The following is an 18,543-nucleotide window of genomic DNA, read 5'->3' as shown; positions in this document are numbered from 1 at the left end:
TATCAGGCCTGCCCCTTACGCTCATGCGAAAGTTTTCTCTTTTTGAATCTGCTTTACCCAGCCGAATGGATCTTCAATCGTTCCGGTCTGGATGCCCGTTAATGTATCGTATACTCTTTTTGAAAGCGGCCCGGTTTCCCCATTATTAATGGAAAGGCTCTCTTCTCCCCAAACAAACTCACCGACCGGGGAAATGACTGCCGCAGTCCCGGTGCCCCATGCCTCCTCAAGTGTGCCTGCCTTATGAGCCTCATACAGCTCTTCCATAGACACCTTCCTCTCGACTACAGGAATGTCCCAGTGCTGCAGGAGCTGGATGACCGAATTCCTCGTCACACCGTCCAGTATGCTCCCGTTCAATTCTGGTGTAACCACGGTATCGCCTATCTTAAAAAATACATTCATGCTGCCGACTTCTTCAATATATTTCTTTTCAACTCCATCAAGCCAGAGCACCTGGGCACATCCCCTGGAATTGGCTGATTCCTGGGCCTTCAGGCTCGCTGCATAATTGCCCCCGGTCTTGGCGGTTCCGGTTCCGCCTTTTACGGCACGAACATAATTGCTTTCCACGCTGATTTTTATCGGTTTGATACCTTCCGTATAGTAAGAGCCCACTGGGGACAGGATGATCAGGAATTTAAAATGCCGGGATGGGGCAACGCCCAGGAATGGCTCGGTAGATATGATGAACGGCCGGATGTAAAGGGATGTTCCTTCTGCGTCAGGAACCCAGTCAGAATCAATACTTATTAACTCCTCAAGCGCATCAAGGACAAATTCTTCGTCAATATCCGGGATGCACAGCCTTTCATTGGACACATTGAATCTCTGGAAGTTCTTTTCAGGCCTGAACAACAGGACCTTCCCTTTGCTTGAATAAGCCTTCAAGCCTTCGAATACAGACTGGCCGTAATGAAATACCATGGAAGCCGGTTCTAAAACGAGAGGCTGATAAGGAATGATTTTAGGCTCGTGCCACCCCTTATCGTCTGAATAATCCATAGTGAACATATGGTCAGTGAATACCCGGCCAAATTGAAGCTGATCAGCCTCAGGCTTTTCTTTTCTGGATGAACTTTGCTGTATAGAGATTATTTGTTTGACCATTATTCCGCCTCCTGTTTTATTCTGAAAAATCTAATAACCACTATTTTACTCTTTTATACAAAAAATTCAATGCTTTAAACAATAAAAATATGAGAATTAATTGAATTTTTAAAAAACAGCAAGCCAGCTTATTTCCCTGCCCTTCCTGGCTTGTACAGCAAGTCGGAAAGGCGTGGTTCCTGAGCTGGCTACATATTTTACGTTTCCTTTATGGTGATAGCCGAAGAAATTTTTTGGACGATGCAGTCCTCAAGATCGCTTTCGGCCAAAAATCCAAGTGTAATCGCCGACCGGATTTTTTCCGTATTCGGTTTTCGGATTACTTCAATGCAATCGCTCAGGTTCAAGCTTTCCAATCTTTCAATAGTGGTCTCTGAAATATAATTTTCGGTTTTCCTGATCTGCCGGGTCAGTTTATAGGAGCCAAGTTCAATCTCCCCTTTTTGTTCTGATCCGGCACTGTAATCAAAATAAGCATGAAACTGTTTCTTTAGATCATTCATTTCTTTCTCGATCAGCTTGGACTTTTTAGACAGATCATAATAGCGGGCTGCCATTTCCTCAGTAATGGCAGGCAGGTTTTTTTCTTCCATTCCAGACCTCCGTAAATATCTTTTAATAAAGCCTATTTACGGCACAGGCGGAATATGCCCTTTCTACCGCTCCTTTTCCTTTGAAACAGTTGTCCAATTATCCACTCCGTCATCCTCGTCCAATTCAATGATTACATCTGTAACTCCGCGTTCGGCACGGATTTTCTCCTCTATCCGGTCTTTGATATCATCTGCCTGGGCAAAGGTCATCTCGGGACTGATTTCAATCTCCAGCTCCACATGAAGATCATCGCCTTCCTTAATGACTGTCACTTCCCCTACATCTTTTACATCTGGATCTTTCATGACCATCGCGCCGATTTTCTGTTCCATCACATCGTCTGACTCACCAAGCACACCTCTCGCATTGTCCAGGAACACCCTGCCAACTACGAAGAACATCATTAATCCAATCAGAATGGAGGCAATGCCTTCCGCTTCTTCAAAGGAAGTATAATGGGCCACCAGCACGGCCAGTATGGCAAGGAGACCGCCGGCCGTCGCTACTGTATCTTCCATGAAGACGAGCCTTGTGGCCGGCTTCCCTTTTTTAAAGTTGGCGATGCTTGCAGGTATGATCCCAAAACCTGCCGCCTTTACCCCGGCATCATGAAGGATTTCCTTCATGGCCTTAAAGAGGACAAACGCCTCCAGCAGTGTGGCCGCGGCAAGGATGGAGATATTGATGGACAGCCCGCTCGATTCTGCGGGATGCATGATATGATGATAGCCTTCCACAATTGTCTCATAAGCCATGATTCCGACTATCAGCACCGCTCCTAACAGCACAAGATGAACCAGACGGCCAAAACCTCCTGGAAAACGGTCATTGGGTGCCCTCTTACTGAGCGCCGACCCAATATACACAAAGTACTGATTGGCAGCATCCCCCAGGCTGTGCATCGTTTCGGCAAACATCGCGACATTTCCCGTAAAAAAATAGGCTGTCCCTTTGATGATCGCTATCACGGTATTGACGATTGCCGCTATTAATGCCGATCTATTTCCTTTTTTCAATAAATGCAAAGTACTGGCCAAATTCATCCCTCTTTCTCTCATTACTCTCCTAATATTCTCTTTCCCGTCATTAGTTATGAAAAAACATGGAATAGTGCCGCTTCAAATACCAGCAGAACAAAAAGAAAGCCGGATCGTTATTTATGATCCGGCCTTTCTTTATACATAGAGAGTTTCTTCAGATACATGAGCGCCAGCGGACTGGAAGCACTTTTCCAGCAGGGCCATGCGGATGAACAGACCATTTTTTGCCTGCCGGAAATAGGCGGCCCTCAGGTCTTTGTCGACACTTTGCTCTATTTCCCCTGCCCTTGGGAGCGGGTGAAGGATGATGCATTCGGGCTTTAAGCAGTTCATCACATCATCATTGATGATATACCTGCCATCCGCCTGCTGAAAGTCCTCTTGTGAAGCAAACCGCTCTTTCTGGATGCGTGTCTGGTAAATCACATCCGCTTCCCCGGCCGCTTTTTTCAGCTCTGATTCCTCCTGGTATTCAACGCCCATGCTGTCTAAGTAATCCTTAACATACGAAGGAATCTGTACATTGGCAGGAGCCGTAAATGTAATTTTCACATTTCTGAAATTCGCAAGCAGATAAGCAAGTGAGTGGACGGTCCGTCCGTATTTGAGATCACCAACCATAACCACATGGATATCGTCAAGCGTGCCCAATTCCTTCTTGATGGTATACACATCCAGGAGAGCTTGTGTCGGGTGTTCTCCTCCCCCGTCTCCTGCATTGATAACCGGGACGGAAGCAGCTGCTGCTGCCCGCTCTGCAGCACCGATGTCTGTATGACGCAGTACGATTACGTCGCAATACTCAGAAACAACTCTGATGGTATCTTCAAGAGTTTCACCTTTGGTTGCCGAAGAAAACTGGCCCGCGTTTTCTGTGCCGATTACCTTGCCCCCAAGCCGGCTGATGGCCGATTCAAAGGAAAGGCGTGTCCTCGTGCTCGGTTCGAAGAAAAGGGTCGTCATTATTTTGCTGGAATACAGATCGCTGCCGCCATTCTTAACAATCTGTTCCATTTTATCAGCGGTTTCGAAAATATTTTCAAGTGACACACGGTCATATTGTTTGGCTCCAAGTACATGATACAATTTCATCCTTTTTCCCCCTGGCTTTTATTGATGCCTTTAAATCGCATAAAAAAGCCTCCTGGCCGAAGAGACAGGAAGCTTTGCGCTCGTAAGGGTAACCACACAGAATCCATGTAAAAATGGATTTCATGAATGACCGCACACAGCGGTTCCAGTTACTTACCTTGTCAGTCTCTCTGGACTAAATTTAAAGGTAATGCTTATTCATTTACAGTGATTATGGCACAAGCCTTTTCTTAATGTCAATAGAAGCCGGATAAAGAAATGAATCAGCCCACGTTCTTAGGTGCAGGTTTTTGCCCCCTGAAAATGAGAAAAAAACTGCCCAAAAAAAGAGGATCCCCCTCACTTTGGGGACATCCTCCTTACAAGGTCAGCTGGCCGGGAGGGTTTCTTCCCCGATTGCTGCCAATCTTTCCTGAACTTGTTCCTCAGTGAGGCCATGCTCAGGGATATAACGATTATTTGGGTTCACACGGCACTCATGCGAGCAGCTGCGAAGATACTTGTGCTCGTTTTCTTCAGAGCAAAGAATTTTTCTGTTGCAGGCCGGATTGGCACAATTCACATAGCGTTCACAAGGCTCGCCTGTATAATAATCCCTGCCGACCACTACATGTTCCTTCTGATTCACTGGTACGGCAATCCTTTCGTCAAAAACGTAGAGCTGTCCGTCCCAAAGCTCGCCCTGGACTTCTGGATCTTTCCCGTAAGTCACAATTCCGCCATGCAGCTGAGCTACATCGTCGAAGCCTTCTTTTTTCAGCCAGCCGGAGAATTTTTCACAGCGGATTCCGCCAGTACAATACGTGATTACTTTCTTGCCTTCAAGCATTTCTTTGTTTTCCCTGACCCAGTCAGGCAGGTCACGGAAGTTTTCTATATCAGGGCGGATGGCACCTCTAAAATGCCCTAAATCAAATTCATAGTCGTTCCGTGCGTCCAATAGGATGGTATCTTCATCTTCAAGGCGCTTGCGGAATTCAGCCGGACTTAAGTATTCACCGGTTGTTTCAAGCGGATTCACATCGTCCTCGAGACGAAGTGTCACCAATTCAGGCCTGCAGCGGACTTTCAGCTTCTTGAATGCATGTCCTTCCGCTTCGTCGACTTTGAAAACCATTGTTTCAAAGCGCGGATCATTTTTCATGAATTCCATGTATTTGTCAGTCTGTTCGACTGTTCCGGAAACGGTTCCGTTGATTCCTTCGGAAGCGATCAAAATCCTGCCCAAAAGACCGAGCTCCTGGCAGAACTGTTTGTGCTGAATTGTAAATTCCTCGGGATTTTCAATAGTTACATACTGGTAGTACAAAAGTACTCTATAAGGTTTTTGACTCATGGTTAATCTGCCACCTATCACATAATATTTGCAAGATATTAATGTAAATATGACACTAAATTCTTACGAGTCAACATTATACCAGAATAGAACCTAGAAAGCACGTCATAATTTTTACCATCAAATGATCCTGTGTACGTTTCAATTTCAATTAATTGTTTTCTTATATAATGGCTATTGGTCAAGAAAGCTGATTTCCGCTGCAGGCATTCACTCTTCTCCAATCTACTTTGCAAATAATTAAATCTCTTCACAGAACTCTTCAGGCAACAATACTTAGAAAAGAGCCTTTAATTCAGACAGCAAAAAAAGGCAGCAAGGCTGCCTTTTTACATGAATCATCGTAAAGGAGATGAACCGGATCCGTATGAATTCGTGCCAGTAGAAGTGTTTCCATTTGAAGAGGATGATCCGTAGGAACCGGATCCAGTGGAACCATTAGCTCCAAAGGACTGGGAGCCGCTTTCCAAAGAGCCTTCTTCTGCTCCTGTTAGCTTCTGTCCTGCTTCGGCTACCTTAGAACCAATATCCTTGATATCGTCAGTTGCAAGCTTAGCCATTGAAACAGCATCACTTGTTATATCTTTTACATCCGATACTTTCCCGAATACTTCACGATTGACCATTTCATAAAGATTCTGAGCCTCAGACATAGCATCCTTCAGTGATTCGGAAGCCGCTTTGAATCTGCTCATCATTTGCTCTTTCACTTCTCCAGGGTTTTCCTTGACCTGTGAGATCATTCCCATTGAAGAATCTTTAAGGCCGCCCGCCGTCGTTTTGACTGACTTCCTTGTCTGCTTGTCCATTAATGCTAATGCCGCCCCAATGACTCCCCCGATAATTAATCCTCTTACCATTAGATTATTCTTTTTGCCGTTAACTACTACTGATTGCTGTGCCATAACAATTCCTCCTAAGAATATCAGTTTGTGTCTATCAAGTTATTTCCCTGTTCGTTTTAGAAATAAACACAATTCAATCCGCCACTTTTTTGAAGATTTGATTATCCTATTAAAATGATTATTTTATATCTTAGAAGGGAAAAGGTTTTTTAGTATATGCGAGTCATTTATCTATTAAGAATTCAGGAGATGATGAATAATGAAGAAAAACAATCTCTTTTCCTTTGGGAAGAAACTGGGGAAGGAAATGAGTGATGACAGGGCAACCGGTCTTGCGGCAGAGCAATCCTACTATTATATGCTGGCACTATTTCCACTGCTGATCCTTTTACTCTCAATTCTTCCATATCTAAACCTTGATCCGCAAAAAGCCGTTAATGTGATGGATTCAGTCATGCCATCCGGGACAGCGTCGGTTTTCAAGGAAAATATCATTAAAATCGTAAGCGAGAGGAATGGCGGACTATTGACTTTTGGTATCCTAGGTACCCTATGGTCTGCATCCAACGGAATCAATGCCTTTATCCACTCCATGAACATTGCATTTGATGTGACTGAAACAAGAAGCTTCATTAAACAGAGATTAACATCGATCCTGCTGACACTCGGGCTCGTCGTCGCTTTTGTTGTGGCGCTTATCCTTCCTGTGTTCGGTAATGTGCTGTTTGACCTTATAAACAAAGTCATCCCGCTTCCAAGTGAAACGGAAATACTTTTTAGCATCCTGCGCTGGATCATAGCGATTTGTGTCATGATTGTTGTCCTCGCATTTCTTTACAAATTTGCACCGAACAAGCATTATCCTTTCAAGCAGGTGCTTCCCGGGGCCATCGTAGCAACAATCGTTTGGCAGCTGATTTCGTTAGGATTCTCATTTTATGTCAGCAATTTCAGCAATTATTCCTCTACCTATGGCAGCCTTGGCGGAGTGATTGTCCTGATGCTTTGGCTGTATCTGACTGGCCTTGCACTCGTACTCGGAGGGGAAATCAACGCCTTGATTCACAGAGGCAGCAATATTAAAGTCAGAACAACAAAGAATGCGGATATATCAGGCTGACGCCTTCAAAGAAAGAGACAGCATCCCATCGATGCTGTCTCTTTCTTTTATGTTTCCCAGAAGTTAATGCCAAGTACAAAAAGCTACTTGGTAAAGTAAATATCGCGGCAAATAGGCAGGAGCAGTTCCCCACAGAAAATTCTTGCTTGATTTAGTTTAAAGTTTTACTTCAGCCCCTATTTAAGTAATCTTCTCAGAATTCTCATTCCATTTTTAGCAGAAGGATATTTAAAAGAAAAGTCAAATCGGCTGGTCTGTTTCAGGACGCTTTTATAATGTGTGAATGTGTGGAAGCTGCTCGCCCCATGGTAGCTTCCCATCCCGCTCTCCCCCACTCCCCCAAAAGGAAGGTAGGGAGTCGCAATATGCATGAGAGTATCATTCACACAGCCTCCGCCAAATGAAATGCTGTCCATGATCATGCTTTCAGTTTCCCTGCTGGATGTAAAAAGGTACAAAGCAAGCGGCTTGGGATGTTTATTCACTTCCAGAATCACTTCATTGAGCGAACCGAATTCCAGCACAGGAAAAATCGGTCCGAAAATCTCCTGCTGCATCACTGGTGAATCCCAGCTCACATTCCCAAGGAGAGAAGGCTCCATTCTCAGTGAATCTTTATCATACCTTCCGCCTGTCAATACCCTTCCCTGCCCGAGATATGAAACCATTCGGTCAAAATGGGCTGAATTTACAATTTTTCCGTATTTGTCACTGCTTATTGGATCTTCTCCATAAAACTCACGGATAACAGAAATCATATTTTTCAGCAGCTGCTCTTTGACATCATGATGCACATATAGATAATCGGGAGCGATACAGGTTTGCCCTGCATTTGTATACTTCCCGAAAACAATTCTTTTAGCAGCAAGCTTTAGATCCGCATCATGTGCGACAATGCATGGGCTCTTCCCGCCAAGTTCCAGTGTGACAGGAATCAAATTCTTGGAAGCAGCCTCCATGACTGCCTTTCCTACACCAACGCTTCCGGTGAAAAAGATGTAATCAAGCTTCTTCTCAAGCAGCGCCTTGCTCGTTTCCACTCCTCCCTCTATGACTGCAATATAGTGCTCCGGAAATGCATCCCCTATCATTTTTTTCAGTACGGCAGATACATGCGGGGTAAGCTCTGAAGGTTTGATGATGGACGTATTCCCGGCGGCCATGGAACCAATAAGAGGCGATAGTGCTAGCTGGACTGGATAATTCCAGGGAGCAATGATCAGGGCTGTCCCATATGGCTCAGGCATGATGTATCCCCGTGAACCAATATGCGTAATCGGTGTCCGTACCCGCCTTGCTTTCATCCATTTTTTTAGATTCCTCAGCGTAAAGTCGATCTCTGAATATAAAATGCCAAGTTCCGTCATATAAGCTTCAGTTTCTGATTTATTTAGATCCGTATATAAGGCTGCGAATAACTTCTGTTCATGATCCTTGAGCACCTTCTTCAGGCGCCCGAGCTGATCCATGCGGAAATGCAGGGACTTGGTGTTCTGGCCATTAAAGAACTCCCGCTGTTTACTAAGCACTGCATCTATCTTAAATATTTCCCTGTCCTGCACTTCCATTTTCCTTGCCTCCTGACGGCTATCCTGCTTACGTATAGTTTAATGGTTTAACTATATTAGATGGCTGGCAGGGTTTCAACTTTATTGGGGCAGGCAGACTATTTTTTAAATAGCCAGAAAAGGCTTACAATGAGGAAAATGAGGAAAGGAGTGTTGATAATGGAGAAAGTGGAGCTTGGTAAATCGGGAATATTCGTGAATCCCATAGGCCTGGGTACAAATGCAGTCGGAGGCCATAATATTTATCCAAATTTAAATGAGGATACCGGCAGAGAGGTGGTCCGGACCGCTGTTGAAAACGGCCTCGACTTTTTAGATACAGCCTATATTTACGGCCCAGAAAGATCAGAGGAATTGATTGGAGAAGTAGTGAAGAATTTGAATGTCCGGGAAAAAGTGATCCTGGCTACAAAAGGAGCCCATAAATCCACGGATAGCGGGATGACAATTGATAATTCACCTGCATTTTTGAAAAAAAGTGTGGAGGATTCTTTACGCAGGCTGCAGACAGATTATATCGATTTGTTCTATATCCATTTCCCGGACGAGAGTACACCAAAGGACGAAGCCGTGGGCATGCTGAAAAAGCTGAAGGATGAGGGGAAAATCAGGTCGATTGGGGTCTCAAACTTCTCTCTTGAACAGCTGAAGGAAGCCAATAAGGATGGCTATGTCGATGTGATCCAGTCTGAATACAACCTGTTTAAAAGAGAAGCGGAAAAGGAACTTCTTCCTTATACAGCTGAGCACCAGATTTCATTTATTCCATATTTCCCGCTTGCTGCCGGTCTTCTGGCAGGTAAATATACACCTTCCACGACCTTCCTTGACGGCCGGGCCAAAAATCCGCTCTTCCAGGGAGAAGCCTTCCTGAACAATTTGGAAAAAGTGGATCAGATTCGAAAAATCGCGGAGGCAAAAGGAGTGGAAACTCCACACATTGTGCTTGCCTGGTACTTAACAAGAGACTCCATCGACGCCGTGATCCCTGGCGCCAAAAAGCCTGGACAGATTGTCGATAATTTAAAAACGCTTAAAGTCAGCCTGACTGAAGAAGAGATCCAACAAATCAGTAAGATATTCGCTTGATATTTAGAGAGGGGCTGGGATGCTCCTCTATTTTACTTCTTACCGCATTGCATTGGATAGCCTACTCCCGCTTTGGCTTTATGTTCTCTCCTGTCATGCTGGTCCCGCTGGAGTCTCGCGCCTACCGATAAAATCACCTTGCTCAATAATTTAATCTCCTCACAGACCTTATTAAAAACAACAATCTATTAAAAAAGAGCACAAAAAAAGACGTTTTGTCAAACGCCTCTTACTTTTTAAGGATTCCATCTTCTATCAGAACAGCTTCAAATGCTGAGACCACTCTTTCATCATAATGTGTACCAGACATTCTTTTTAGTTCTTCAATAGCAAATTCAGGTGTAAAGGCTTTTCTGTATGCTCGATCTTCTGTCATTGCATCAAAGGTGTCGGCGACAGCAATAATTTTAGCCTCCAATAGGATTTCGTCGCCCCTCAATCCTTTAGGATAACCGGAACCATTTAGGCGCTCATGATGCTGTAAAATAATATCAGGAATTCTCCCAGTATAAATGTGCTTGATCATTTTCGCACTATCTTCTGGATGTTTTTTAATAATATCAAATTCTTTATCAGTTAGCTTGCCAGGCTTATTCAAGATCTCCTCTGGCACTTTTATCTTGCCCACATCATGATACCCGCCAGCTAGAAGCAGGCTTTTCAATTGTTCTTTGCTAAGTTTCAATTTTTTAGCAATCTTCATGCAGTATTTTGCTACTCTTTCACTATGCAAAAACGTATACCGGTCTTTTTTCTCTACTTGATATACAAAATCCTTTAACGTATCAATCTCATTGCTTAATATACTGAAAGTTTGTTCAGTGATGATCCATAAAAAAGTGACATCTGTCTTGGTTGAAAAATGCACCGGATTTTTCAAACCATTTACAAAACAATAATCACCAGCTTTAAGCTCCTTAATGCTGTCATCTATTTCCACACTCATGGACCCGTTTAAAAGATAGATGAATTCAGAAACTTCACCATTGTCACTTGGATAAACATAAAACATATTATCCTTGTTGATGGTTTGAAGCATAACTTCCAATCCTGAATTACTCGCCAATAAATTAATTTCTGTTGGCCCCATCATTATGGTTTCTAGACTTTCTTTAGATGTCCTAACTTGAATTCCTTCCATTCCTTATCAAGCTCCTATGATAAAACGAGTTCTAATTAAAGAACTCGTTCCAATTTAATCTTTTACATTAGGTCCAGCCTATCACTTGAATCGGATCGACCCAAACAGAACGGTCAGCAATCTGTACCAGCTTCCAAACGCACTGGCCATATACTCCGTACGCCGCGGCTTCTTCTATGCCTTTGTTAGTTAGTTCCACTGCTTTATCCTGCAGCTTGATGATCAGCTCGTCAAGCTGTGCATTGTAGTCTGCTTCAGCTGCTGCCGCTTTTTGCTGTCCTTCGTATGTAGTATCCAGTGCCAGTTCCTGTGCTGTTATCTGGTAATCAGCATGCAGCTTTGTCCCTTCCTCTACAGCATTTGCGATAAGCTCGTCAATCTCAATGTTTGCCTTCTCGATGATCTCGAGACCTTTTGCTGAGTCTGCGTCATTTTCGCTGGCAAATGCCATTGTTCCGAAAGAGAAAGTGAACAATAGCGCAAAAAGGACGGCCAGGCTTTTTTTGAACATGGAAATTCCCCCTAAAAAATTTTATAAGAATAATGGTTTTGGCTGTCTATGTATCTAAGAAGCTTTACTTCCGCCAAAGACCAGTAATCTTTGAAGCTCCTACAAAATATAGCATTTTTTTCCTATTATATACTCAATCCGCCATTATTCGCAATACGCATTTCATGTTTTAAAAGGCTCTGCAAAGAAAGGGGGTTTTTTCATTTATTTAATTCCAGCCACATTTTAATCATGAAGTACGTGATATCCTCATCCGCCAGCTGCTCTTTAATCGGTTTCAGGTATTCACGGCCGGCCGTCTGGACGGCACTCTGGATTTTCAAGGATTGTTCCGAGGAATACAATTCCTCCATTGAAAATTCCAGTCCTTCCCTGGCAGCCTTTGCCAGATGGTTTTCAACCGTATTCACCGTCATATCCCTTTCATTTGCTATCACTTTTATATCGGCACCATTTTTAAATTTTTCATAGCTTTCGAGATAAGAATTTCCTGAACTTGCACTTTTTTTCTTTTTCGGTTCTGCCGGGGCCATTTCTTCTGCTGCCGGTTCATGATCCGGGTGCTCAAAGAGGAAGTCTTCAATGCCTTTTAGGAATGTGCTGCCATACTTCTCGAGTTTTTGTGCGCCCACACCTTTTATGTTCCCTATCTCATCCAGATTCTTAGGCTGCCACATACACATTTCCCTGAGGGTTACATCAGAGAAAATGACAAATGGAGGGACTCCTTCCGCTGTAGCAATTTCTTTTCTGAGTGAACGGAGATGTTCGAACAGCGGATCTCCCTGAAGAGAAGGTGCCTGAACCTGAATGGACTCCTTGCGCTTTACATTGCCCGCACCTTTTAAGACACTGACTCCTTTTTCAGTAATATTGAGGAGAGGGAACTGGCCACCCGATACACCGATGTATTGTTCAGAACAAAGATAGTCAATGAATTCTGAAACGTCCTTAACCGTTCTTTCCTTCATGAGCCCGAATGTGCTCAGTGACCGAAAGCCAAAATCGCCCACTTTTTTATTGGATGAACCGGTCAGTACCTGGGCAACCATCGTTTTCCCAAACCGCTCATTCATCCTTTTGATGCACGATAAAACAATCTGGGCATCCCTTGTTACATCCACTGAAGAACGATTATCGAGGCAATTGCTGCACCTGCCGCAGGGAACCCAGTGATCCTCACCAAAATAGCCAAGGATAAAGCCCTGAAGGCAGTTTTCAGTATAGCAATATTCCCTCATGGACTGGAGCTTGCCAAGTTCGTTCTGTTTGTGTTCGATCGACTCAGATTGGTCGATGAGAAACCGCTGAAGCTGGACATCCTGTTCTGAAAACAAGAGGATGCATTCGCTTGGAAGACCGTCCCTGCCGGCTCTTCCCGCCTCCTGATAATAACTCTCCATGTTTTTCGGAACCTGGAAATGGATGGTGTACCGCACATTGCTTTTATCAATTCCCATGCCGAATGCATTGGTGGCCACCATGACCTGGATTTCATCATTTACGAATTTATCCTGTTCCACATCCCTTTCCGCTGCACTAAGACCGGCGTGATACCTTCCGGCTGAAATACCAGCTTTCGAGAGCCGCTCATACAGCTGTTCTACATTTTTCCGTGTGGCTGCATAAATGATGCCCGCTTCAGTGGCATTCTTTTTCAGGTACTGCTGCAGGAACTTTAAGCGGTCCTGGCCCTTTATCAGCTGAAACGAAAGATTTGTCCTGGCAAAGCCGGTCATGATGACTTCCTCTTCGCCAATATGGAGGCTCCGGCAAATATCCATTCTTACCTGCGGTGTAGCAGTTGCTGTCAACGCCAGGATTCTTGGTTTGTCAGAAAACCGTTCAAACAGGGAGGTAAGCCTTAAATAACTGGGACGGAAATCATGGCCCCATTGAGAGATACAGTGAGCTTCATCTATTGCAATCAGGGTTATCGGCAGTGCTGTCAGCTCGTCCATGAAATGAGGAGACTCGAGCCGCTCCGGTGCAAGGTAAAGCAGCTTGCATTCACCGCTCGCAACCAAATTCATATTGTCTTCAACCTCTTGATAGCTAAGCGTACTATTTATATAAACCGCTGACACCCCTGCCTGATTGAGGGCGTCCACCTGATCCTTCATCAATGAAATGAGGGGCGATATGACAAGCGTAACTCCATCAAGAATCAAAGCTGGAATCTGGTAGGTAATGGATTTTCCGCCTCCTGTCGGCAATATCCCCAGGGTATCCCGACCGGATAGGATTCTTTCAATGATCTCGGTCTGGCCGTCACGGAAATCGTCATAGCCATAATATTCTTTCAGTAATCTTTTAGCCTGCTGGAGCATTACGGCAGCCTCCTAAAAATTTTATTAAATATGCAACACTCATTGTACCCGAAAATGAAGTATATTGAATATGAAAAGAAAATGTATTTTTTTGTATGGGGGTAATGGTATGGAAATTAAGCGGCTGGTGAAGGAAGATGCGGGGATATACAAACCGTTAAGGCTGGAGGCATTAAAAAATTCCCCGGAAGCATTTGGTTCAAGCTATGAAGAGGAAAAAGACCTTGGGCTGGAAGTGACAGAGCGGCGGTTTTCCCAGGAAAATTCCTTTACCTTTGGGGCTTTTGAGGAAAACAGACTGATAGGCACTGTAAGCCTTGTACGGGAAACAAAGCGGAAATTTCAGCATAGGGCAAGCATATTTGCCATGTATGTACAAAAGGATTCCAGAAGGAAGGGAGCCGGCCGGAAGCTGATGGAAGCGGCCATTGAGAAGGCACGGTCACTCGATGGCCTTGAACAGATACTTCTGACCGTCGTATCAAGCAATGCTGGCGCCAAAAATCTTTATGCCGGACTCGGATTTACAGTGTACGGAGAAGATAAGCGCGCACTTAAATTAGAAACGGAATATTTTGATGAGACTTTAATGGTCCTATACGTATAAGATAAGCGGGCAGCAGTGATACACTGCTGCTATATTTTTGCCCGGCTGCCCTTATATCTGTGTTTGGAGCCTGGTCCATTCTTCAATTTTTTGACGCATACCAGGAGGCAATGCAGCACCCAGATCATTTTTCAGCCTGGCACCCCCCCAGGCATAAAATTCAGGGTTATCACCGACGGTTTTTCCGGAGGCAGCCTGGTATCCCGTTTTCCACCCGTTAATGAACGAGCCTAGGACCTTAGCTTCCATCATCCCAGGTCCCATCAGTTCCAGGATTGCATATGTCCTTGCTGTGTCAAAGCGCCAATCTCCCGCAGAGGAATTGGCCCAGTCCAGGATTGCTGTTATACCTTCCCCATCTGTCATTACGTTCAGGGGATGATAATCAAGGTGAAGCAGACAGCTGTCTGAAGGGCTGATCTCGCCGCTGATTGCTTCGATGAAGATTCTTTCCTCATCATCCATAGGTTCCAGCCAGCTTCTTCCCCGTGAATGGGAGGGTATGTTATGTATTTCGGCCTGTGCGGCTCCGAATATATAGCCGATGTGTTCGGAATTATGCGGATTCAGCTGAAGTTCCTGGAGCACAGTCCTCCCTCTTCCCCATTCCATGACCATAACTGCCGATCCTTCGCAAGCTTTGACCATAAGCGGTTTTGGCACTTCTATGCCATAGTTCCGCGCATATTCCATTATTTCTTTTTCCAAAAGGAACTGCTGCATCCGCTCTTCAGGCAGAACCCGGACAGCATATTTCTGACCGCCCCTAACTTCGATCCGCCAGACCGTGCTGTCCCGCCCGCCGGAGACCTGTTCGGCAGATTCTATAGCCTTGTTCAATAATTCTTCAATAAATTTTTTAAGCTTCATTTTGTCTCCTCTTCTCTTTCATCAAATGGGTGTATTCAAATTGCAAGCGCTAATCAGGTTGTATTCTATGTACCCGGACAAGTCATAAGAATCCATAAAACAAACTTGAGTTTCCTCCTTGCACCCCATGCATGAAAGCAACCTGGAATAAGCAGGAACAAGGCTATAAGGCGGTGGAGAGGAGTATTGCGCAGGCAGGAATGCCAGCAAGATAAATGATGGTTACACCTGGCTGCAGGAAGCCTCCTGATACATGCAGCTCCGCCCCTTTTCCACAAAAAAGCCTGCTAAAATGGAAATAGCAGGCTCGGTGTCATACTTCGTTTTAAGTTAATCTATACTGATATTTCATTATGGATGAATGCTGAAATGGCATCGGCTGCCGAATCGACATCAGGAAAATATTGAGTAGCCTTCTGGTGAGGCATCCTGATTTCATAACTGCTGATATTATCTGAAAAACTGATTTCCAATTTCTCATTATGCCTGCTTAGTGTATGTGAAACATCACTTTCCCGGTATGGTGAAACGGCCAGATCTTTCAAGAGCTTTCTAATCTGGTACATATTCAATTGCCCCGCCCCCTTTCAAGTTGTGAGGGGTATCCATGTGTTCCTGCCAATTATAACAGATTCCTCCATGAAGTGACATTACAATCGAATGACATTTCCACGGTATCCTGAAACACATTTTTTTGCCGAATGCCTTTGAAATGATGTACTTATTCAATCATGGTATACTCCGTTTATAGATTGAAAATGGAATACATAAGGAGAAAATCATGGAAGCATTTATTAGAAAAATGATCATTAACCATAATCGTATACCATCCTACAGCGAATATCCATTCAGTCTTCCTTCTGTTAAAGAAATGAAAGAAATCAGCTTCCACCCATCTGTCACATACTTTGTCGGGGAAAATGGCAGGGGGAAATCGACACTGCTTGAAGCACTGGCAGTCGCAGCAGGATTTAATCCGGAGGGAGGTTCGCTTAATTTTAATTTCAGCACCTATGACTCCCACTCTGTTCTTTCGGAATATGTTCGGCTGGTCAGGGGAGTTTTCAGAGCTGAGGATGCTTTTTTCCTGCGTGCTGAAAGCTTTTATAATGCTGCTACTTATATAGAAGAAGTCGGCAGGGAAGAATTTGGCGGCAATATACATGATTCATACGGAGGGAAATCCTTGCATGAGCAGTCACATGGCGAAGCATTTTTCTCTACCTTCAATGCCCGCTTCAGGGGGAACGGCCTTTATATCCTGGATGAACCCGAAGCAGCCCTGTCACCACTACGCCAGCTGTCCATGCTGTCCCGAATCCATGCGCTTGTAAAAAGCGGATCGCAATTTATTATCGCCACCCACTCACCCATACTCATGTCTTATCCTGACTCTGTTATCCTGGAATTTTCGGACGACGGATTAACTCAGCGTTCCTTGAGGGAAACAGAACACTTTAAGCTTATGAAGCAGTTTTTCGATGACCCGGACCGGATGCTCCATCATTTGTTAAAGCCATGAGAAGTAATTATGAATCCAGCCCTGTGTAAGAAAGGTGTTCTGCCTTCACAAGGTCAATAAACGCCATTCTTTCTTCTTCACTATGCAGCAGTAATTTAAGGTTTTCTGCTTGTTTGAGATATTGGGTGACAACACTGCTATTATGTATGATGTATTCATATCTATAGTCCGCAAGCAGCGCCTGAAACCAGGGTTCTTTCCTTAGTAAAGCATAATTTTTAGCATACTGGTTTTTCTTAAGACTGAATAAGTCCAGGATAAAATCCACCGCTTCAAACAACTGATCTATCATAATCCTGGCCCCTATCCGTATGGATTGTATAAAAATCATGTTAAACCGTTAATAATCTTTCATTCTATGATACTTAATCATCCATATCATGTAAAATACATATATGATTAAAAGAAATATCAATCAGGAGATGACCGATTTGTCCAGTAGAAATATCATACTTCTTCTCTCACTTGCCGCACTCTGGGGAGCGTCTTTTTTATTTATAAGGATTGCTGCCCCGGAATTCGGCCCCTTCCTGACAGTGGAACTGAGGGTAGCGATCGCTTCCGTCGTACTGCTCGTCTACGCGGCAATCATCCGCTCACGCTTCAGTTTCCGACAGCATTGGAAGGAATATATAATGGCCGGTGCATTGAATGCCGCCATCCCTTTTGCACTCATAACGATAGCAGAGCTGCACTTGACGGCTTCAACCGCATCAATCATTAATGCCACAACTCCGATGTTTACAGCGCTCACTGCCTGGATCTGGTTTAAGCACCATCTCTCCATGAAAAAGTGGGGAGGCATGCTGCTTGGTTTGGCGGGCGTCGCCATCCTGACTGGATGGAGCGCCAATCTCGGACTTCCTTTCCTGCTGGCTTCCCTTTCATCACTGGGAGCAGCCCTGTTTTATGGAATCGCGGGCAATTATATTGTAAAAGCCCTGCCCGGTGTAAAACCACTGCAGCTGGCGATCGGACAGCAAATCGGTGCATCATTGGTATTACTTCCATTCGCACTAGCAAACCTCCCGCATTCAGCACCATCTCTTCCATCGATTTATTCAGTTGCGGCTTTGGCGATTTTTTGTACATCGCTTGCTTATCTCCTGTTTTTTCAGCTCCTGGCAACAGCCGGGGCGGTGAAGACAGCAAGTGTAACCTTTCTGGTTCCCATCTTCGGAATCATTTGGGGAACCCTATTTCTGGATGAGAAGATCCATTTCACCACAGGTCTCGGCATGCTCATCATCTTCATAAGCATCATACTGGTTACAGACTTTAAGTGGGGCCGATTGAAGCAAGCTGCAAGTAAATCTGCATAAAAAATGAGCTGTCCTTCCTGACAGCTCAGTACATCCGCTGGAGGATTTCCAGCTCTTCCAGAAGGATCCCGATTTCCTCGGGACTCAGCCTGACCAGCATCTGGTCATACAGCGTAATGATCTGGCCATCTGTTTCGTCTTCGTGCAGCTTAAGATAGCTGTAAAGCTCGTTGATCTGGTTTTCTTTAAGAGTTGTTTCGGTATACAGATGCTTTACTTTCTGCAGTGAGAATTCCTGGGTTTCATTATTAAATTCACCAGAAATAATCTTTCCATCCAGATACAATACATTCTGCCTCCTCTCTTTCATGCGTCTGTTAATATTTTTCCCTTCCGGCACAGTAATATCCATGAGGAATCATATAAAGCATAAACTATTGATATTTCTCCCCGGTTCAGATATAATTTCACAGATGTAAACATTCATATCTTCTGTTCCAAAAGAG

19 protein-coding genes are annotated in these 18,543 nt (G+C 44.3%); 5 read left to right on the top strand and 14 right to left on the bottom strand.

Features of this window, described 5'->3' with window-relative positions; translation table 11 throughout:
• Window positions 1-21: 21 nt before the first annotated feature.
• From V1498_RS10260 to V1498_RS10235, 6 genes are all read right to left on the bottom strand, one after another.
• Window positions 22-1,110, bottom strand: a complete 1,089-nt coding sequence (locus V1498_RS10260) for a branched-chain amino acid aminotransferase (RefSeq protein ID WP_409298768.1) — start codon at window positions 1,108-1,110, stop codon at window positions 22-24.
• A gap of 197 nt (window positions 1,111-1,307) precedes the next feature.
• Entirely contained in the window at window positions 1,308-1,703 is a 396-nt protein-coding gene (locus V1498_RS10255; RefSeq protein ID WP_409298766.1) for a hypothetical protein, read from the bottom strand.
• 63 nt (window positions 1,704-1,766) lie between these two features.
• Window positions 1,767-2,741 (bottom strand): cation diffusion facilitator family transporter, encoded by a 975-nt coding sequence (locus V1498_RS10250; protein ID WP_409298764.1) that lies wholly within the window; start codon window positions 2,739-2,741, stop codon window positions 1,767-1,769.
• Between the two features lie 138 nt (window positions 2,742-2,879).
• Window positions 2,880-3,836: an aspartate carbamoyltransferase gene (pyrB, locus tag V1498_RS10245; protein ID WP_409298762.1), complete on the bottom strand. Its 957-nt coding sequence runs from the start codon at window positions 3,834-3,836 to the stop codon at window positions 2,880-2,882.
• 367 nt (window positions 3,837-4,203) lie between these two features.
• Window positions 4,204-5,172, bottom strand: a complete 969-nt coding sequence (locus tag V1498_RS10240; protein WP_409298760.1) for a rhodanese-related sulfurtransferase — start codon at window positions 5,170-5,172, stop codon at window positions 4,204-4,206.
• A 338-nt stretch (window positions 5,173-5,510) separates the two neighbouring features.
• The gene (locus V1498_RS10235) at window positions 5,511-6,077 is read right to left on the bottom strand and encodes a YtxH domain-containing protein (RefSeq protein WP_409298758.1); all 567 of its coding nucleotides are present in this window, start codon (window positions 6,075-6,077) and stop codon (window positions 5,511-5,513) included.
• A gap of 199 nt (window positions 6,078-6,276) precedes the next feature.
• Between V1498_RS10235 and V1498_RS10230 the strand changes: the two genes are divergently transcribed.
• Window positions 6,277-7,137, top strand: a complete 861-nt coding sequence (locus V1498_RS10230; RefSeq protein WP_409298756.1) for a YihY/virulence factor BrkB family protein — start codon at window positions 6,277-6,279, stop codon at window positions 7,135-7,137.
• A gap of 176 nt (window positions 7,138-7,313) precedes the next feature.
• Here the strand turns inward: V1498_RS10230 and V1498_RS10225 are convergent, their stop codons facing one another.
• The gene (locus V1498_RS10225) at window positions 7,314-8,684 is read right to left on the bottom strand and encodes an aldehyde dehydrogenase (protein ID WP_409299247.1); all 1,371 of its coding nucleotides are present in this window, start codon (window positions 8,682-8,684) and stop codon (window positions 7,314-7,316) included.
• Window positions 8,685-8,864: 180 nt separating this feature from the next.
• On the opposite strand from V1498_RS10225, the gene V1498_RS10220 reads away from it, so the two are divergent.
• Window positions 8,865-9,794 carry an aldo/keto reductase gene (locus tag V1498_RS10220; RefSeq protein WP_409298754.1) on the top strand — a complete coding sequence of 310 codons (930 nt, stop codon included), beginning with the start codon at window positions 8,865-8,867 and terminating at the stop codon, window positions 9,792-9,794.
• A 229-nt stretch (window positions 9,795-10,023) separates the two neighbouring features.
• Here V1498_RS10220 and V1498_RS10215 read toward each other — a convergent pair whose 3' ends face one another.
• The 3 genes from V1498_RS10215 to recQ all read right to left on the bottom strand — a co-directional run bounded on the left by V1498_RS10215 (window position 10,024) and on the right by recQ (window position 13,776).
• Window positions 10,024-10,935, bottom strand: coding sequence for an HD domain-containing phosphohydrolase (locus tag V1498_RS10215; protein WP_409298752.1), 912 nt, complete (start codon window positions 10,933-10,935; stop codon window positions 10,024-10,026).
• A gap of 67 nt (window positions 10,936-11,002) precedes the next feature.
• Window positions 11,003-11,446, bottom strand: coding sequence for a hypothetical protein (locus V1498_RS10210; RefSeq protein WP_409298750.1), 444 nt, complete (start codon window positions 11,444-11,446; stop codon window positions 11,003-11,005).
• Between the two features lie 200 nt (window positions 11,447-11,646).
• On the bottom strand, window positions 11,647-13,776 hold the full coding sequence (gene recQ / locus V1498_RS10205; protein WP_409298749.1) for a DNA helicase RecQ: 2,130 nt from the start codon (window positions 13,774-13,776) through the stop codon (window positions 11,647-11,649).
• 109 nt (window positions 13,777-13,885) lie between these two features.
• Between recQ and V1498_RS10200 the strand changes: the two genes are divergently transcribed.
• Window positions 13,886-14,383 carry a GNAT family N-acetyltransferase gene (locus V1498_RS10200; RefSeq protein ID WP_409298748.1) on the top strand — a complete coding sequence of 166 codons (498 nt, stop codon included), beginning with the start codon at window positions 13,886-13,888 and terminating at the stop codon, window positions 14,381-14,383.
• 51 nt (window positions 14,384-14,434) lie between these two features.
• Here V1498_RS10200 and V1498_RS10195 read toward each other — a convergent pair whose 3' ends face one another.
• On the bottom strand, window positions 14,435-15,253 hold the full coding sequence (locus tag V1498_RS10195; protein WP_409298746.1) for a phosphotransferase family protein: 819 nt from the start codon (window positions 15,251-15,253) through the stop codon (window positions 14,435-14,437).
• Between the two features lie 335 nt (window positions 15,254-15,588).
• Window positions 15,589-15,825, bottom strand: coding sequence for a hypothetical protein (locus V1498_RS10190; protein ID WP_409298745.1), 237 nt, complete (start codon window positions 15,823-15,825; stop codon window positions 15,589-15,591).
• 209 nt (window positions 15,826-16,034) lie between these two features.
• On the opposite strand from V1498_RS10190, the gene V1498_RS10185 reads away from it, so the two are divergent.
• Entirely contained in the window at window positions 16,035-16,775 is a 741-nt protein-coding gene (locus V1498_RS10185; protein WP_409298744.1) for an AAA family ATPase, read from the top strand.
• Window positions 16,776-16,782: 7 nt separating this feature from the next.
• On the opposite strand, the gene V1498_RS10180 is transcribed toward V1498_RS10185, so the two are convergent.
• A complete protein-coding gene (locus tag V1498_RS10180) occupies window positions 16,783-17,067 on the bottom strand; it encodes a hypothetical protein (protein ID WP_409298742.1) in 285 nt (94 codons plus the stop codon).
• A gap of 130 nt (window positions 17,068-17,197) precedes the next feature.
• On the opposite strand from V1498_RS10180, the gene V1498_RS10175 reads away from it, so the two are divergent.
• Complete coding sequence (locus tag V1498_RS10175; RefSeq protein WP_409299245.1) at window positions 17,198-18,097, top strand: DMT family transporter; 900 nt, start codon at window positions 17,198-17,200, stop codon at window positions 18,095-18,097.
• A 25-nt stretch (window positions 18,098-18,122) separates the two neighbouring features.
• On the opposite strand, the gene V1498_RS10170 is transcribed toward V1498_RS10175, so the two are convergent.
• Window positions 18,123-18,383, bottom strand: coding sequence for a hypothetical protein (locus V1498_RS10170; RefSeq protein ID WP_409298740.1), 261 nt, complete (start codon window positions 18,381-18,383; stop codon window positions 18,123-18,125).
• Window positions 18,384-18,543 lie beyond the last annotated feature (160 nt).

Source organism: Paraperibacillus marinus (assembly GCF_046237605.1).
Taxonomy (GTDB): domain Bacteria; phylum Bacillota; class Bacilli; order Bacillales; family DSM-1321; genus Paraperibacillus; species Paraperibacillus marinus.
Note: the sequence above shows the minus strand (reverse complement) of the source record. Positions and strands in the feature narration are given on the sequence as shown.

Bases quoted from the DNA above. Each gene is read 5' to 3' on its own strand.
- V1498_RS10220 (WP_409298754.1), top strand. From the start codon at position 8,865: ATGGAGAAAGTGGAGCTTGGTAAATCGGGAATATTCGTGAATCCCATA.
- V1498_RS10195 (WP_409298746.1), bottom strand. From the start codon at position 15,253: ATGAAGCTTAAAAAATTTATTGAAGAATTATTGAACAAGGCTATAGAA.
- V1498_RS10180 (WP_409298742.1), bottom strand. From the start codon at position 17,067: ATGATAGATCAGTTGTTTGAAGCGGTGGATTTTATCCTGGACTTATTC.
- V1498_RS10210 (WP_409298750.1), bottom strand. From the start codon at position 11,446: ATGTTCAAAAAAAGCCTGGCCGTCCTTTTTGCGCTATTGTTCACTTTC.
- recQ (WP_409298749.1), bottom strand. From the start codon at position 13,776: ATGCTCCAGCAGGCTAAAAGATTACTGAAAGAATATTATGGCTATGAC.
- V1498_RS10215 (WP_409298752.1), bottom strand. From the start codon at position 10,935: ATGGAAGGAATTCAAGTTAGGACATCTAAAGAAAGTCTAGAAACCATA.
- V1498_RS10185 (WP_409298744.1), top strand. From the start codon at position 16,035: ATGGAAGCATTTATTAGAAAAATGATCATTAACCATAATCGTATACCA.
- V1498_RS10175 (WP_409299245.1), top strand. From the start codon at position 17,198: ATGACCGATTTGTCCAGTAGAAATATCATACTTCTTCTCTCACTTGCC.
- V1498_RS10200 (WP_409298748.1), top strand. From the start codon at position 13,886: ATGGAAATTAAGCGGCTGGTGAAGGAAGATGCGGGGATATACAAACCG.
- pyrB (WP_409298762.1), bottom strand. From the start codon at position 3,836: ATGAAATTGTATCATGTACTTGGAGCCAAACAATATGACCGTGTGTCA.
- V1498_RS10260 (WP_409298768.1), bottom strand. From the start codon at position 1,110: ATGGTCAAACAAATAATCTCTATACAGCAAAGTTCATCCAGAAAAGAA.
- V1498_RS10255 (WP_409298766.1), bottom strand. From the start codon at position 1,703: ATGGAAGAAAAAAACCTGCCTGCCATTACTGAGGAAATGGCAGCCCGC.
- V1498_RS10240 (WP_409298760.1), bottom strand. From the start codon at position 5,172: ATGAGTCAAAAACCTTATAGAGTACTTTTGTACTACCAGTATGTAACT.
- V1498_RS10235 (WP_409298758.1), bottom strand. From the start codon at position 6,077: ATGGCACAGCAATCAGTAGTAGTTAACGGCAAAAAGAATAATCTAATG.
- V1498_RS10230 (WP_409298756.1), top strand. From the start codon at position 6,277: ATGAAGAAAAACAATCTCTTTTCCTTTGGGAAGAAACTGGGGAAGGAA.